Origin of the sequence: Sedimentibacter sp., assembly GCF_032080165.1 — a bacterium.
GTDB lineage: Bacteria > Bacillota > Clostridia > Tissierellales > Sedimentibacteraceae > Sedimentibacter.
On record NZ_DAMASY010000013.1, the window covers coordinates 1 to 15,465 of the forward strand.

Annotated in this window: 21 protein-coding genes and 1 pseudogene; 3 read left to right on the plus strand and 19 right to left on the minus strand. The window is 31.4% G+C overall.

The genetic code is table 11. The features are described from left to right. Nucleotides 1-146 precede the first annotated feature (146 nt). A complete protein-coding gene (locus RT412_RS14910) occupies nucleotides 147-308 on the plus strand; it encodes a hypothetical protein (protein ID WP_313340436.1) in 162 nt (53 codons plus the stop codon). A 283-nt stretch (nucleotides 309-591) separates the two neighbouring features. Here RT412_RS14910 and RT412_RS14915 read toward each other — a convergent pair whose 3' ends face one another. The 12 genes from RT412_RS14915 to RT412_RS14970 form a co-directional block, all read right to left on the minus strand. Further along, complete coding sequence (locus RT412_RS14915) at nucleotides 592-1,425, minus strand: endonuclease VIII (protein WP_313340438.1); 834 nt, start codon at nucleotides 1,423-1,425, stop codon at nucleotides 592-594. Between the two features lie 12 nt (nucleotides 1,426-1,437). Continuing rightward, nucleotides 1,438-1,980: a GNAT family protein gene (locus tag RT412_RS14920; protein WP_313340440.1), complete on the minus strand. Its 543-nt coding sequence runs from the start codon at nucleotides 1,978-1,980 to the stop codon at nucleotides 1,438-1,440. 10 nt (nucleotides 1,981-1,990) lie between these two features. After that, on the minus strand, nucleotides 1,991-2,437 hold the full coding sequence (locus RT412_RS14925; protein WP_313340442.1) for an NUDIX domain-containing protein: 447 nt from the start codon (nucleotides 2,435-2,437) through the stop codon (nucleotides 1,991-1,993). Nucleotides 2,438-2,464: 27 nt separating this feature from the next. Next, the gene (locus tag RT412_RS14930; RefSeq protein ID WP_313340444.1) at nucleotides 2,465-3,028 is read right to left on the minus strand and encodes a pyridoxamine 5'-phosphate oxidase family protein; all 564 of its coding nucleotides are present in this window, start codon (nucleotides 3,026-3,028) and stop codon (nucleotides 2,465-2,467) included. Nucleotides 3,029-3,037: 9 nt separating this feature from the next. Beyond that, complete coding sequence (locus tag RT412_RS14935; RefSeq protein ID WP_313340446.1) at nucleotides 3,038-3,553, minus strand: DNA topology modulation protein; 516 nt, start codon at nucleotides 3,551-3,553, stop codon at nucleotides 3,038-3,040. Nucleotides 3,554-3,777: 224 nt separating this feature from the next. Continuing rightward, nucleotides 3,778-4,503, minus strand: coding sequence for a hypothetical protein (locus tag RT412_RS14940; RefSeq protein WP_313340448.1), 726 nt, complete (start codon nucleotides 4,501-4,503; stop codon nucleotides 3,778-3,780). Nucleotides 4,504-4,526: 23 nt separating this feature from the next. After that, on the minus strand, nucleotides 4,527-5,099 hold the full coding sequence (locus RT412_RS14945) for a hypothetical protein (RefSeq protein WP_313340450.1): 573 nt from the start codon (nucleotides 5,097-5,099) through the stop codon (nucleotides 4,527-4,529). Nucleotides 5,100-5,209: 110 nt separating this feature from the next. Next, complete coding sequence (locus RT412_RS14950; RefSeq protein WP_313340452.1) at nucleotides 5,210-6,205, minus strand: hypothetical protein; 996 nt, start codon at nucleotides 6,203-6,205, stop codon at nucleotides 5,210-5,212. Nucleotides 6,206-6,275: 70 nt separating this feature from the next. Then, nucleotides 6,276-7,043, minus strand: a complete 768-nt coding sequence (locus RT412_RS14955; RefSeq protein ID WP_313340454.1) for an anti sigma factor C-terminal domain-containing protein — start codon at nucleotides 7,041-7,043, stop codon at nucleotides 6,276-6,278. Then, entirely contained in the window at nucleotides 7,018-7,158 is a 141-nt protein-coding gene (locus RT412_RS14960; RefSeq protein WP_313340456.1) for a hypothetical protein, read from the minus strand. The genes RT412_RS14955 and RT412_RS14960 overlap by 26 nt, the downstream gene beginning before the upstream one ends. Before the next feature lie 143 nt (nucleotides 7,159-7,301). Further along, nucleotides 7,302-7,439 (minus strand): hypothetical protein, encoded by a 138-nt coding sequence (locus tag RT412_RS14965; RefSeq protein WP_313340458.1) that lies wholly within the window; start codon nucleotides 7,437-7,439, stop codon nucleotides 7,302-7,304. Nucleotides 7,440-7,527: 88 nt separating this feature from the next. Then, nucleotides 7,528-7,755: a hypothetical protein gene (locus RT412_RS14970; protein WP_313340460.1), complete on the minus strand. Its 228-nt coding sequence runs from the start codon at nucleotides 7,753-7,755 to the stop codon at nucleotides 7,528-7,530. 426 nt (nucleotides 7,756-8,181) lie between these two features. On the opposite strand from RT412_RS14970, the gene RT412_RS14975 reads away from it, so the two are divergent. After that, nucleotides 8,182-8,703 carry an NUDIX domain-containing protein gene (locus RT412_RS14975; protein ID WP_313340462.1) on the plus strand — a complete coding sequence of 174 codons (522 nt, stop codon included), beginning with the start codon at nucleotides 8,182-8,184 and terminating at the stop codon, nucleotides 8,701-8,703. 118 nt (nucleotides 8,704-8,821) lie between these two features. Then, nucleotides 8,822-9,412 carry a class I SAM-dependent methyltransferase gene (locus tag RT412_RS14980; RefSeq protein WP_313340464.1) on the plus strand — a complete coding sequence of 197 codons (591 nt, stop codon included), beginning with the start codon at nucleotides 8,822-8,824 and terminating at the stop codon, nucleotides 9,410-9,412. Nucleotides 9,413-9,614: 202 nt separating this feature from the next. Here the strand turns inward: RT412_RS14980 and RT412_RS17185 are convergent. From RT412_RS17185 to RT412_RS15010, 7 genes and pseudogenes are all read right to left on the minus strand, one after another. Beyond that, nucleotides 9,615-9,782: pseudogene (locus tag RT412_RS17185) on the minus strand (CPBP family intramembrane glutamic endopeptidase); the annotation flags it as partial. Nucleotides 9,783-9,891: 109 nt separating this feature from the next. Next, entirely contained in the window at nucleotides 9,892-10,677 is a 786-nt protein-coding gene (locus tag RT412_RS14985) for a 4Fe-4S binding protein (protein WP_313340465.1), read from the minus strand. Nucleotides 10,678-10,701: 24 nt separating this feature from the next. After that, on the minus strand, nucleotides 10,702-11,031 hold the full coding sequence (locus RT412_RS14990) for a tRNA-binding protein (protein ID WP_313340466.1): 330 nt from the start codon (nucleotides 11,029-11,031) through the stop codon (nucleotides 10,702-10,704). Between the two features lie 12 nt (nucleotides 11,032-11,043). Further along, nucleotides 11,044-12,045, minus strand: coding sequence for an NAD(P)H-dependent glycerol-3-phosphate dehydrogenase (locus tag RT412_RS14995; protein ID WP_313340468.1), 1,002 nt, complete (start codon nucleotides 12,043-12,045; stop codon nucleotides 11,044-11,046). A gap of 8 nt (nucleotides 12,046-12,053) precedes the next feature. Continuing rightward, nucleotides 12,054-12,635, minus strand: a complete 582-nt coding sequence (gene plsY / locus RT412_RS15000) for a glycerol-3-phosphate 1-O-acyltransferase PlsY (protein ID WP_313340469.1) — start codon at nucleotides 12,633-12,635, stop codon at nucleotides 12,054-12,056. Nucleotides 12,636-12,657: 22 nt separating this feature from the next. Next, nucleotides 12,658-13,983: a ribosome biogenesis GTPase Der gene (der, locus tag RT412_RS15005; RefSeq protein ID WP_313340471.1), complete on the minus strand. Its 1,326-nt coding sequence runs from the start codon at nucleotides 13,981-13,983 to the stop codon at nucleotides 12,658-12,660. Nucleotides 13,984-13,994: 11 nt separating this feature from the next. Next, the gene (locus tag RT412_RS15010; RefSeq protein WP_313340472.1) at nucleotides 13,995-15,290 is read right to left on the minus strand and encodes a DUF512 domain-containing protein; all 1,296 of its coding nucleotides are present in this window, start codon (nucleotides 15,288-15,290) and stop codon (nucleotides 13,995-13,997) included. Nucleotides 15,291-15,465 lie beyond the last annotated feature (175 nt).

Below are 15,465 nucleotides of genomic sequence, written 5' to 3' on the forward strand. Positions count from 1 at the left end.
TATTATCTCATCTTATTATTTTGCTGTAAATGTACCGGCAGGTTTGACGCTTACTAACTGTTGCTGGAATAGCTGCTATATTAACACTTTACGCAGGATGGTCTGCGTTTGGTGTAATTTTTGCTCTCGCAACTGTTATCGCTGGTATGTATAATGAAGTTAAAATAAAAGTCTCAATAAGATACGGAGAAGACGATGAATTTCTTCATTATCAGAGATATACTTATTTCTATGGAGATGGTGTATTAATAACTGGAGCTGGTATTGAAAATCCATTTTACGACACTGGAAAAAGTCCTTTAAAATAACAAAAGATATCGAGTATATAAAAATTTGTGTCAACTAAAATTAACGAACATAAGCATCCCACTGATTTGACCCTAAAACGTTAGATAAAATTTATTAAGCTAGTAATGAGGATTAAATTCTGTATTTAACAGAAATCGTTTCAAGTTTTGTGTAAACACAAAAAACTGACGTAATTTTTTACAAGGGTTAACCCTTAAAATAAGGTCTTCCCTTATATTTATAATATTATAAAATGAATTTTCTTAAAAACTACCTTGTAACCCTCAGGGTAGTTTTTAGCTTTTACTCATTTGTTTTTTGGCATTCACTACAATAATAAATGCTTCCACCCATGTACGCTTCTTTTTTAATTGTTGTTCCACAGGATGGACACGGTTTGTCAACAGTATTTTTACTAAGAATTGTTATATAGCCTCCGGGATTTCCAAACAAATCCTTTTCAGTATCTCTTCCGCCTTTGTCAACCATCTCATTAATGGTTGTTTTTACTGAATGAAAGAGTTTTTCTTTTTCATCATCAGTTAAAATTTTTACTTTCTTCTTTGGATGTATTCCTGCATTAAAAAGAATATCCTGCAAAGAGCCATTGCCAAGACCGGGAATTCTCTGCTCAGCGGCAAGCAGAGCTTTAGCACTTAATTTCTCATTGCCGGGAAAAGAAATTATACTATTAAAATATTCTTCGTCAAATTCGTTCGAAAGAGGAGACGTTTTACTTTTTGAAAGTTCATAATATTTATTTTGAAACTCTCCATCTTTAAAGCACCAAATACCCCCATACATCTGAATGGATACACTTAATGCTGTTAAATCTTCGAATTCTAATAAAAGCTGATGCTTCTGCGGTCGATTTTCTACTGTATTATGAAATCTAATGTTAGCTCCGTCTCCCAATAATATTATAGTATCTTCCGCATTAATTTCTACAAATCCTCCATAACTTTCTGCTTTACCGATTATCTTATTTAAAAGAAGATTACCATAATTTTCAGGATTATCATAATACCAGGCAAATTTATGAGGTGAATAAGCCGCTCTAACGGTTTTAATTCTTTTTCCGCTGATTGTTTTATTAATCTGTTCTGCTATAGTCGTAGCTTCAGGTAATTCTATCATCTTATACCTCCGTTATTTATCGAATTGATGATACTCTTCTCTCAATATATCCATATACACATCATCGTAAAATTTACCTCTTAAATAATAGGATTTTCTTCTTCTGCCTATTTCCTTAAACCCAACCTTTTTATAGCAATTTATTGCCGGTTCATTAAATGAAAAAACTTTTAACATAATATTATTTAAATTCAAATAATTAAAACCATAATTCAGTAATAAGTCGAGTACGTCCTGTCCGTAGCCCTTGTTGCGGTTTTCTTCATCACCTATAAACAATCCTACTTCCGCACATTGCTTTGATTGATCAAGCCCGTGAATTCCGCAATTGCCGATTAATTTATCATCTTCTAATCTTACTACGGCAAATTGATTATGACCTGAATTTTGAGAAATCCATTCCCTTTCACCTTCTAAGGATACAACTCTGTTAGAAGTACCCAAACCATCTGTCACATCGAAGTCATTAAGCCATTTAACATAAATTTCCGCATCTTCTACATTCATCGGTGACAAATAAACTTTCTTTCCTGTTAATTTTTTATAATACTTCATTTTCTCCACCTCACGTAACATTATTATTAATTACCTGTTCCTTAACTCTTTTTATTAGCAATGGTTGAATAAGAGGATAGGTTAAATCTGCAGGTAATTTCTCAAACAAATACACCTTTTCCATTTCTGATTCGGGAAGATTATTTAAAGATTTAATATCGGCATAATATAACATCCCAAATGTCTCTTCACCACTGTCATTTACTCTGTTTTTTCCAGTTACTGAATAAACGCATATCGGTGATAAATCATATTCAATAGCTCCGGTTTCTTCAAATAATTCTCTTTCTGCAGTTTCTATTATTTTTTCGTTTTTTTCTCTATGACCACCTGCAACCTCAAATGTATCTCTGTTCTTATGTTTACAAAATACCCATTTCCCCTTATATTTTGCGACAATGACTGCAAATTTTAACAGCTCATCATCAACATTATCGTAAAACTTAACTTCCAACATTATATTACCAACCTTTTCGATCTTAATTTACTCCATTCTTCCCCATTTCATTTCTTCGCCGTGCATATCATATTTTTTTCTTTTGGCTGTTATCTCGTGAATTTCTATTTTGTACATATTAACTATTTGCAAGCCGGATTCAATTGCTAAATTAAAGAAATCCATTTTTGATGGTGTAAATTTTTCACATATAAGTTTTATTGATTTTAATTTTTCTTCTTCGTCTTCTACTAATTTTATTTTTCCTTTTACAATGGCTGACTCGTACTCTGTTGTAAATACCTTGCTTATAAGTGTATCTGCCTTGGTCTTGTCCTTTGAAATTTCAGTTAATTCCTCTGCTGTTAAAGTTTCCGGTATTTTTACTTGTCCCACAAAAGTTACGCTTACGGCAGGAGTTTTCTCAAATATTCTTACTTTTTTACCATCTAAAGCAGAATGAAAATATAAATTGTTTCCATCCCTGACTATGGAAAGCGGTATTCCGTAAGGTTCGTTATTTTCATCTATCATGGAAACTACTCCGTAACTTGCCTTGTCTATAACCTCAATTCCAAACTCCTTACTCATTTCCCTGTCTTTTCGTCTCATATCTTTTACCTACCTCATCATCAATTCTTTCAAAAATGAATCCGTTTCCTTTCTGTTTTTTAGCACTGCAATTTTATGACTATATTTTTGAATTGTCTCAATATATTGATTTTTCTTTTCCTTTGATCTTCCGTCTAATAAAATCCATCTGATAAATTCAAAATCAAGTTTTTCATTACAGTCAGGAGCCACGCTTTCACGTGTTTTTCCCTTATATTTCAAATATCGCTTATAAGCTTGAAATAGGCATACTAACCTTGGATAATCCATAAATATAATGATATCTGCTTCTTCCATTCTTTGTTCTCTATAAAACTTAGTATAGTTTCCGTCTATTATCCAGCTGTTATTTTCATCTAAAAACCTTTTCACCATTGCTTTAGCTGATTCTTCATCCCGCTCTATCCAATTTGCTTCGAATTGAATTTTATCCAAATACAAAACCGGACAGTCATAAAATTCTCCCAGCCGTCCTGCTAAAGTAGACTTACCTGAACCGCTGTATCCAATTATTGCAATCTTCATTTATACCTCAATCGTAAGAATATTTTATTTAAATTTTATGCTAAAAGAGATTATCCAACTATTTAATAATTCTATTTTGTTACTACTCCAACAATTAAGATGGCTATTACTACAATAAAAATTGCCATTATGCTTAATAACATCATATAAATCCATCCTTCCTAAAAAATTGGAATCCTATCTGCTATTTTTTTTCTTTTTGTTTGCTACCCAAAAATTAATAACTAAATAGGCAGTATAGTTATTATATATCCTCCAACAATCAGACTTGCAAAATTTGCGGTTAACACATATAGTACTTTTCTTAATCGCTCATGCTCCTTACAGAAATATAAAAATGCTATTAATTCAGCAATAAACACAAAAATCTCACCAAATATTAAAGTGAAAATAGCATAGCTCATAAGTGGTGTAAAACCACTTATCCAAATATTTAACGCTCCTTGCGTCACAAGGTTTATCAATAAGAAGGCTGCCCATGATTTTTTATTTCTGAAACCAAAAATCCAGAATATAAATGCCTCGATTATGAGCGTTAAAATAATTCGCATTGCCACAAGTAAAATAGATCTTGATAATAATTTCCCTTCCGTTAAAGCTTGTGATTTTAAATTCAGTGTATAAATATTATTATAATTTTTAGCCGGTTTGTCTAATTTAATTTCAAAGCTTTCATTTTCAGTACTTACAATAAAATTATAGCTGCTTGGTTTATTAAAAATAGCGCTTGAATAAAATGTATAATATTTTTCTATAACTTTATCAACTACTCTTCCTTCATATTCACCGTCTTCTAATTCTAACTTTATATTTAAATCATCAGTCGCATTTGGAACTATAATCAATATTGACGGTGGTTCTGCAGAATTCCCGTAACCAAAAAAATTTAATGAAAAAAGAATCAACAATGTAAATAACGATATACTGATAATTTTTTTATATTTCTGCATAAATCCTCCTGAATTTGTTATTCTCAATAACTGTTCAATATAAGCTTAATAACTATAAAAACAGCCGCTATTGCAATGATAAATGGTACAAGCCATGATTTTACAATATAAATCGCATAATCCGCCATAGTGTAATTTTTCCTGTTTTCGTTTAAAAAATTACCTATTAATAATAAGCATTCTTCAACCTGTGTCTTATTCATACCTTCAAAAACTACTTTATCCTTTAATAATGTTATTTCCGGTTTATCATCTATATAATTATTTTTATAATTGTCTATTATTTTAATTATATCATCCCTTTTTTCAGCGATTAATTTTTTATCTATTGCCCTGAATAAATATATTTTATTCTTTTGAAAAATTATAAATCCACCTATTATTACAATTAGAGATAACGGCATAATTAGTAAATAATAACCCTCGGTAAAAATATTATTATAAACAGAAACACTCTGTGTGCTTGTTATCATTAACAATAGCCATATCATGTTAAATTTCCAGGATATAAAATTATCGGCTTTAAGCTCCATAATTATATAAATTATTATGAAAATTCCAAAGACTAATATAAGTTTTAAAACTATCCCATTCATATTAAAGTCCCCCCTTACTATTCATTCTGATTTAATCGTCTCAAAATTATTATTTATACTTTCCCCTACATATATAGACGTATAAATAATTAATAAAGTTCATTTTAAAGCTAATTTAAAGTACTGGAACGAACAATATATATAGGTTCACCATCGTTGTAGAGAATCACAACATTGTGATTGCGATCTTTACTTAATTCATTCGGTTTAAGGGAAGTCATTTGTAGAAATACATCTATGCTGCCTGTGCTGTCAACTAATTTAGCGCTTAAATATTTATCTCTGTTAGGCATTAAATAGTTTGATTCGATATCAGCTAATTTTTCGGGAACAACTTTATTTTCTTTAATATTTTTCAGATGTCCTTTTATTACAAAGTGTTTTACAGTATCTTCTTCCCTTGACGCCTTTTCAATTTCGGCTACAGTACCGTCGTATATTTTAATATTCTCAGTTTTGGCATTATCTTTCCACAACTCATTTGATGTACTTAAATAATCTTCATATATTTCATCGGGAATAATCATCATGGATATTGTCGACATGTTATTGCTATTTCTTCTTACTGTTAAATGATCATTTCCCACCCTTTTGTTCCAATAGGAGCTGTTATTATAATTTTTTTCATCAAGATAGTAATCAAGCAATTTATTTAATTCTTTGTCTAATTCTTTTTTGTTTCCATAGAAAATACCTGCAAGCTCAAATTGCTTCGGTAGCTCATCATGAAAAAAATCATCAACCTGTTCCGACGATAGTGTCTTCGGAAAATACCAAGTTAAGTTCAAAACCTTATGATTGTTTCTGACTTGAGAACTGATTCCAAATGTTACATTGTCATCATTTTTTAATGTCGCTATATTTATTATGACATTCTTTAAGGCAGGAACATTTATTGAGCCATCAATAGTGCTACTGTCTTCTACATACATATTTATTCCCTTCTCAGCTAATACTCCTTCTATATCCTCAGTAGTTAAAGGAAATTGATATTGTTTTTCATCTATGGAATTTCTGTCTGATACAACGACTACAATAACTGCTATAACAATAATTGCTATGACAATCCAAAGCGATGTCTTTTTATTCTTTAAAATATTATCCATTGTTTCCCCCTCTATAATTATTTGCATTAATATATTCTCAAATCACATTCCTTTGTTTATTGTAATAATGTTATTGTATATTTCTTTTAGAAACCAAAGCTTGATTGAATTCCACCAATTTTATTTGTTCATTTTCAACCAATTCAATTAAATCCTTTGCTTCAGCAAATACAAGTACTCCATAGGTTTTTACCCCCAGCTCTTCTGCATAATTTAGGGCTGTTTGATAAAATTCATTTTTCCATGGTCTGCGTTCAATTACATCGACTGCTTCTTCTCTGTCAATAACATATTGCAATAAACTTTTGTAATGAAGCTCGTATGCCTGTGCGACTATAGGCAATTCGCTGTTACCTGAACCCACAGGATTTACAAGCCATTTTAAAAGTGAAAAAGCTCTATATTTATCTTCAACACCATCATCCAGATGTACTCCATTACTGCTGAGCAATTGAATACCAATCAAGTCCATAACTTCCTTATCAGGTGAATCCGTTCGTATTCCTGCCCATATAAATTCAACATCCGGATACTTCGATTCTAAATTGTTCAATTCCTCCATGTTCAAATCATTTTCAAAAGTAATTCCTGCAGAAACATAGGAAACAGGATTTAATTGTTTCATATGATTTAAAACCCGTTCTTTTTTCTCATCAATATATTTCTGCTCACTGTTTGGACGTTGAATATACCAAAACATAATATCGCTATCATATGTGTCTTGATGAGTAGCATATATTTCACCGCGTTTTATTTTGGAATTAACTCTGTAATCTTCATCAGTAAAAATATTTCTATATCTATAACTTGTTTCATACGTTCCAAATCCCTGTTGCATAATCAATGAATAGATTTTTACAAACTCTGAAAAGCCAATATTTTATATATAAAACATTATCATCAAGTGATAACATAGCTTTAAAGAATGTTTCACTGGTTAAATCCTGCGCCAAATGATGATCCCTGCAGTTCTCTATGGTATTTAATATATAATGTTTCCAGCTGGTCGTTTAACACAGAGACACCCCCTTTCACCTAATAAACGAAATATCAGGGTTTAGGTTACACTCTAAATTTTTATTTTCAATATATGTAACTAATCTATTTTATTTTTTTCTTTTTTATCCATATAATCTTCAAAATCTTTAAGTGCATCAAGAGTACCTTGGTGGACCGCTCCTTTTACAACTAAAAAAAATACAAGCATACCAATTAGCGCTAAAATAATTTCCATATTACTTCCTCATTACGTAAATTTAATTTATATTTATGACAGTAACCCCGTCCCCTCGTCACGTCCGTCCCCTCGTCACGTCCCCTCGTCACGTCCCCTCGTCATTTTGTTCATCTTTCAATAATTGTTCTATCTTCTTCTCCAATTCTTCAATCTTATCACTCTGATTAATAAAATTTTTAGCTATAATAGCTAATATCATAGAAATTAAAGCAATAATTGCCCATATATTAGTAAATATAATCCCTCCAGTGAAAAAGATAACAATTAAGCATATTACAAAGCACACTATAAATAGCGCAATAAAATCCTTCATTTTATCAGCTCCTTTTTACACAAAAAAATTGTTGTATTTATTTTAACATAATTTTCAAGGTAATGATAGGATTAAAAACATAATAAAAAAACAGTTGAGTATCACATACTCACTGTCAAACTTGCAACCGCTTGTTTCAGGATATGGGCAAAGCCTGTAAAGAAATCGGCTCGGCAAAAGTGTATCAGGCAAAGGTCGAGCAGTCCGGCAATTCAGGTTTAGAAAACCTATGCATATAAAGAATTAAAATAGGTGCTAATCTTTCATTCTATTCTCTCTAATCGCAATTTTATCCATATTTTAACAATATTATATAACGATTATTAAGGTATGTCAAACAACAGCATGTTTTATTTGCTTTTAACAAATAAATAAGTTACAATAATATTTGTTGATTTTAAATATGAAATTTAGGTTAGGTGAAATATGGAACTTTGGGATGTATATGATATTAATCGGAATAAAACAGATAAAACTATGGCTCGCGGAGAAGATTTCGAAGAAAACTGCTATCATTTAGTTGTACATATTTGTATTTTTAATTCTAAGGGTGAAATGCTTATTCAACAAAGACAACCTTTTAAAAAAGGTTGGTCGAATATGTGGGATGTAACAGTAGGCGGAAGCGCCGTAAAAGGTGATAACAGTCAAAATGCTGCTGAACGAGAACTGTTTGAGGAAATCGGATTAAAAATAGATTTAACAAATGTCAGACCTCATATTACAATAAACTTTAAAAATGGATTTGATGATTATTATCTAATTGAACAGGATATTGATATCAATGAGCTATCACTGCAATATGAAGAGGTTCAGAAAGTTAAGTGGGCATCTATGGAAGAAATATTTTCTATGATAGATGATGGTCAATTTATACCATATTATAAAAGCTTAATACAACTACTTTTTGATAATCGAAAACAATACGGTTCAATTAGAATAGATTAGTTAAAAAGAATTGTTTCTCCCCAATAACTATTGATATTTTAACAAATATTTACTTTCGTCAATTCTATATAATAGGGTATAATAGCTTATGTCACGATTTTGATTATAGAGGATTATCATGAAAACAAAAGATAAGCTATTTAATAATATTTCATCAATATATGGACTTTTTTTTAATACTCAGGTAAAACATTTTACAACTATTTTTACTAATACTAAAGATGAATTGGATTTGTCAAATTATAAAAACATAATAGACATAGGTTGTGGTACCGGAGCTTTATGCAATGTGCTCTATGAAAATGGGTTATCTGTAACAGGAATTGATCCTGCAAAAAGAATGGTTGAAATAGCAAAGAAAAAATCTAAAAATAAAGAAATTGAATTCATAGAAGCAAATGTACTGACAAGTCTGCCTTTTAAAAATAAAAGCTTTGACGTTTCCATATCTTCCTTTGTTGCTCACGGACTTAACAAAAATGAACGACAAATAATGTATGATGAAATGAAAAGAATTACAAAACATCTTGTTATAATTTATGATTATAATGAACATCGCGGATTAATAACCGATATAGCGGAATGGCTGGAAGGCGGTGATTATTTTAATTTTATAAAAATAATAAAACAAGAACTGAATGAAAAATTCAGTGATGTTAAAATAATCAAAGCCAATATACGGTCGAATTTATATATTTCTAAATTATGATATTTTACTTATATCAATAGTCCTACTTTTATTACTTCTTGATGTTTTTATATAATAAACAAGTACTATGATAGCTATTAAAGAACCGAAACGCATATAGAAATAATCAAGCAAAGCGTGTATTAAAACCGGAACCCATAATGTACCGGATTTTTCTTGAAGGTAAATGAAATACCACCCACCTATAATTCCGCCTCCTATGTTATATAATTCCTAAAAAAATATTAGAATTTTCCATTATAGACGGCAGAATCGGATGCCCAATGCCCCATAATATTCCGCTGATTATTATTGCTTTCATTACTGACTTTTCTTTCAATCTGTTGTATATATAACCACGATATATAAATTCTTCACCAAAAGAAATAACAACTAAAAAAAGAACTTAAATAAACCGGCTATTGAATAATCATTATGTAAAAAGAAAAAAGCAATTAAAATTATTAATAGAATAATAACTATTCTTTTAAAAAAATCAACTAAACAATAAAAAGTTCAGGCTCCAGCCTTACAGCACTATATGTATTTATAAATTCTTTAAGAAATATTTTATGCAAGTCATAATTTATATCCTTTGCATTAACGGGGCATCTTTTTATACAACTGCAGCATCTTATACATTTAAAAATATCAATACTTTTGTTGTCAGTTTTGTTGATGGCGCCCATTGGGCAATGCATTGAACATATACCGCAATTAATACAATTTTCATCGGTATCAATCATAACCGGTTCATATACCATGCCTTTTCTGTATGGATAATTGCCCTTTACTTTTAACCTTTTTGAAAATATATCAATACTGTTTATTTTTTTACTAATATCCCAGCCAAATTTATAGGCAATATCTAAATCACCTTCGTTAGGTCTGCCTGCAGCTATCTTTTCAGTATATGAATGCTCTCCGATAAAAGCTCCACCGGCAACTCCTATAAAACTGTTTCCTTCAAAAATATCCTTTAATTCTAAAAGGGCATCATCATAAGCGCGGTTTCCATAAACTACAATAAAAACCGCATATGTATTGTTCCCGTGAATTTTTGCTGAAAAATATTCAGATAAAAATCCCGGTACTCTTCCTGCATATACGGGTACCTCAATAATTACTATATCGTTTTTTTTAAAATTTAAACTTTTTATCCTATTTTCAGGCAGAGTGATATTATATTCTTTTGCATCTTCATTAAACCCCTTAGCTATTGATTTAATTACTTTTGCTGTAGTATCTGTGGCGCTGAAATATAATAAGTTTAAATTTCTTTTCATTAAATTCCCCCATATTTAAATATACTATCCCAGCTTATCGCCCTTTTCAACAGTTCTTTCGGGTTGGATCAAAACAACTCCATCCTTGGAATAAGTTCCTAAAACAAGAACCTCTGACATAAAATCGGCAATCTGTCTCGGCGGGAAATTTACTACCGCAAGAACCTGTTTTCCGATTAAATCATCAATTTTATACAAATCGGTAATTTGGGCACTGGACTTTTTTATTCCGATTTCTTCTCCGAAATCAACATACAGCTTATAAGCCGGTCGTCTTGCCTTCTCAAAAACCTCCGCCTTTATAATTTCTCCCACTCTTATATCTATTTTTGCAAATTCGTCAAATGTAATCATTATTTTGTCTCCTTAGAGTTTTTCTTCTTTTTTGTCGCGGAGCATAAGCTTATTTACTGTTTCTTTTACGTCAGCATTATTTTCTAACAAATCATACATTGCGCTTACTATCGGCATATCAACATTTAACTTTTTGGAAAGTTCGTATGCTGCATATGTGGTTGGAATTCCCTCTACTACCATACCGATTTTTTTAATTGCTTCGTCTTTTTTAAAGCCCTGACCTATAAGATTTCCGGCATTATAATTTCTTGAGTGTTTGCTGGTGCATGTTACTATCAAATCTCCTATGCCTGTTAAACCGTAAAATGTATGTATATCGGCTCCCATAGCCACACCTAATCGAGCAATTTCAACTATACCTCTGTTAATTAAGGCTGCCTTGGCATTGTCACCGTATCCTATACCGTCTGATATGCCGGCACCAAGAGCTATAATGTTTTTTAATGCTCCTCCAAGCTCCGCACCTATTACATCTTCATTGGTATAAACTCTGAAGTAAGATGACATAAAGGTGTCCTGAATTTCTTCAGATATTTTTTTATCATCACATGCTACGGTTATAGCAGTCGGTAAAGAAAGTCCCACTTCCTCTGCATGTGATGGACCGGATAATACAGCAAAGGTACAATCGGTCGTTTCTTCCTTTACTATGTCTGAAACTAAACATAAGGTACCTATTTCAATACCTTTTGAAGCATTTATAATTATTTTATCTTTTTTGAATTCTGCATCAATTTGCTTCAAAACACTTCTTATCATTTGAGTAGGTGTTACTATTAAAAGCATTTGTGCATTTTTTACAGCTTCATTTATATTTGAAGTAAACATAATATTATCGGGAATTTGAATTTTAGGAAGGTATTTTTTATTAATCCTTTCTGTATTCAATTCTCTGCATTGATTTTCATCTCTAAGCCAGACAGTAATCTGATGACCGTTTTCTGATAAAAGCTTTGAAAGAGCTGTTCCCCAGCTTCCGCCGCCAAGCAGCGTTATTTTTCTGTTCAACACATCATCTCCTATATCTTTCTTTCTGTTCCCTTTATTAACCTTTTAATATTATCCTTATGTCTGTATATAGACATGCCTGCTATAAATAAGCAGAATAAAAAAAATGCTAAATCGAAGGGTTTTATAAATACAATTGCAACAACCGGCGCCATGGCCATTCCGAATATTGAACCCATCGATACTGTCCTTGTTATTATTATTATTATAACCCCTAATACAAAACAAATTAAGGTTAATTTTATATTAATCATAAATACTACGCCTATAGTTGTGGCAACACCCTTGCCACCCTTGAACCCTAAGAGGACGGGCCAGTTATGTCCGATTATTACAGAAGCTCCTGCTAAGTAAGCACCTGTATCGCCTCCGATATTTTTTCCTATTAAAACTGCTATTACTCCTTTTAATACATCGCCGAAAAAAACCATTATACCGATTTTTTTGCCGAATGTTCTTAATGCATTTGTTGCGCCTGCACTGCCGCTGCCAAAATCCCTGACATCTTTTTTCGTAAAAATTTTGCCTAATATATAGGCAAATGAAATGTTTCCTAATAAATATGATATTATTGCGATAATAAAGTATTTCATTGTCCCTCCAATATATCAATTGTTATAGTTTTTTCTCATTTTTGCTTCTGAATTCTATTATAATCGGTGTCCCCTTGTATTCAAAGGATTCACGTATTTTGTTTTCTAAATATCTTTCGTATGAAAAATGAACTATAGTGCTGTCATTTACAAAGACTAAAAACTTCGGCGGATTTACCGCAACCTGTGTGGCGTAATATATTTTTAATCTTTTGCCTTTAACTGTTCTCGGCTGATTCATAAGAACGGCTTCTGTTAAAATGTCATTTAATACACCTGTTGAAACTCTTAAATTTCTGAAGTTATATACTTCATCAACCGCATCTAAAACCTTATTGACCCTTTGACCGGTGAGGGCAGATACAGTTAAAATAGGAGCATAGGTTGCATAAGCAAGCGCCTTTCTTACGTCTTCCTGAAATTCTTTAAATGTACTGTTGTCCTTTTCAATTAAGTCCCACTTATTTATAACAATAATCATACCCTTGTTATTTTCATGAGAATAACCTGCTATTCTTATATCCTGATCTGTTACACCTTTATCTGCATCTATCACAAGCAGGCATATATCTGCTCGTTCAACGGCAGTAAATGCTCTAAGTACGCTGTATTTTTCAACATTTTCTAAAACCTTGCTTTTCTTTCTTATACCTGCTGTATCGATAATGGTGTATTTCTGTCCGTTACTTTCAAATTTAGTGTCTATGGCATCTCTTGTAGTTCCGGGTATATCACTTACAATGACTCTGTCTTCACCAATTATTTTATTTATAATTGATGATTTGCCTGCATTTGGTTTACCGATTACGGCAATTTTTATACTATCATCTTCTTCGTCCGTGTTCATTGTTTCATCAAATCTAAATATAATTTCATCAAGCAAATCACCAATACCTAATGCTTCTGATGAAGATATGGATACAGGATCCCCTATTCCTAAATTATAAAATTCATAAATATTATCGTTATTAACAAATTTATCCATTTTATTAACAACCAAAATTATTTCTTTTTTTGCCTTTCTAAGTATCTGGGCAACTTCCATATCTGCTGCCGTAGCGCCTTCCTTGCCGTCAACCATAAACAATACAACATCAGCCATTTCAATTGCAACTTCTGCCTGAACTCTCATCTGCGCAAAAATTGTATCTGTTGCATCCGGCTCTATACCGCCTGTATCAATTAATGTAAAATGGTTATCCAGCCATTCGCATTCAGCATAAATTCTATCCCTTGTAACTCCGGGAGTATCTTCTACTATTGATATTCTTTTTCCTGCTATTCTATTAAAAAGTGTTGATTTTCCTACGTTAGGTCTTCCTACAATCGTAACTATCGGCTTCGCCATTATATCCTCCGTTATTTTGTAATTAAATTCAGCAAGCTTGCACCGTCAACTTCACAAAAAGCCACTTCTGTATTTAATTCTCTCTCTAAATCTTCTATTGTTAAATCATCAAGCATAACATTGTTATCATTAATCATATTCTTAGGAATTATTATATTTTTATAATTATTATCCTTTAATTGCTCTATAATATCCTTCCCTGTGGTTAAGCCGGATACTGTTATTCTTTCTCCGAAAAAGTTATTTTTTATTTTTATTACATTAATTTTAACAGGTATTGATTTCATAACTTTTTCTGATATCTCTGTCAACAATTCATAAGCAGCAACTCCCGTAATAAAAGTAAGCTCCTCTGCAATAGGCTCTCTTCCTTCATATTCTCCTATTAAATCTTCAATTTGCTGCTTAAATAATCTGCACATTCCTATTCCGTTTTCAAGCTGATCAAAATCCTCATAGCTTTCATAAGACGGAAAATCATTCCTGCTTTGAATATAAAATTCATCTGCTATGAATATAAATCTTGTTCCCAATTTTTTCAGAAGCTCTTCCTGAATTTCGGTGACATGTCTTACTACCTCATCAGAGCTTTCTTTATCAAAGGGTTTTAATTCTATCAATCTTTCTCTGAACTTTGTCAGACCTACAGGAACTACCGCAACGCTTCTTAAGCCGGGATGAAGAGAAGATAAATCATTAATTGTCTTACTTAGCTGTTTTCCGTCATTTACATCTCTCACTAAGACTATTTGGCAATCTACAGTTATACCTGCATCAATTAATTTTTTCAGATATTCTAAAATGTCTATATCTTTATCATTGCCCATCATGTATTTTCTGAGCTCGGAATCCGTAGTATGAACCGAAACCTTAATAGGACTGATTCTGTACTTTACGATTCTATCTATTTCATCATCTGTCAAATTGGTTAATGTTATAAAATTACCGTAAAGAAATGATAATCTCGTATCATCATCCTTTAAATAAAGAGTTTTTCTCATGCCCTTAGGCATTTGATCTATAAAGCAAAAAATGCATTTGTTTGAACACACCTTTATGTTATCCATCAAAGGGTTTTCAAATACTATTCCGATATCCTCATCGTATTCTTTTTCTATTTCAAGCTCCCAGATTTCACCGTTTTGTTTTCTTACCTCAAACAAAACAAAATCATCCGAAATTTGATACTTATAATCTATATAATCCTTTATGCTGCAGTTATTAACTGAAATAAGCTCATCACCGGGCTCAAGCTCAAGCTCTTCGGCAATGGAGTTTTTTAAAACCTTAATTATAATATTTTTCATGTTGTATCCTTATATTTCCTCAATTTATAGGTTGTTGAAAAAGTTCATCCTGCTATATTTTGTTCATAGTATTATAACATATCTATTTCAATAACTGCAATGTATTTTTAAACATGATAACATTTATGCCAATGTATCATATGACATATTTTTCATTGTATTTTTATCAATTTTT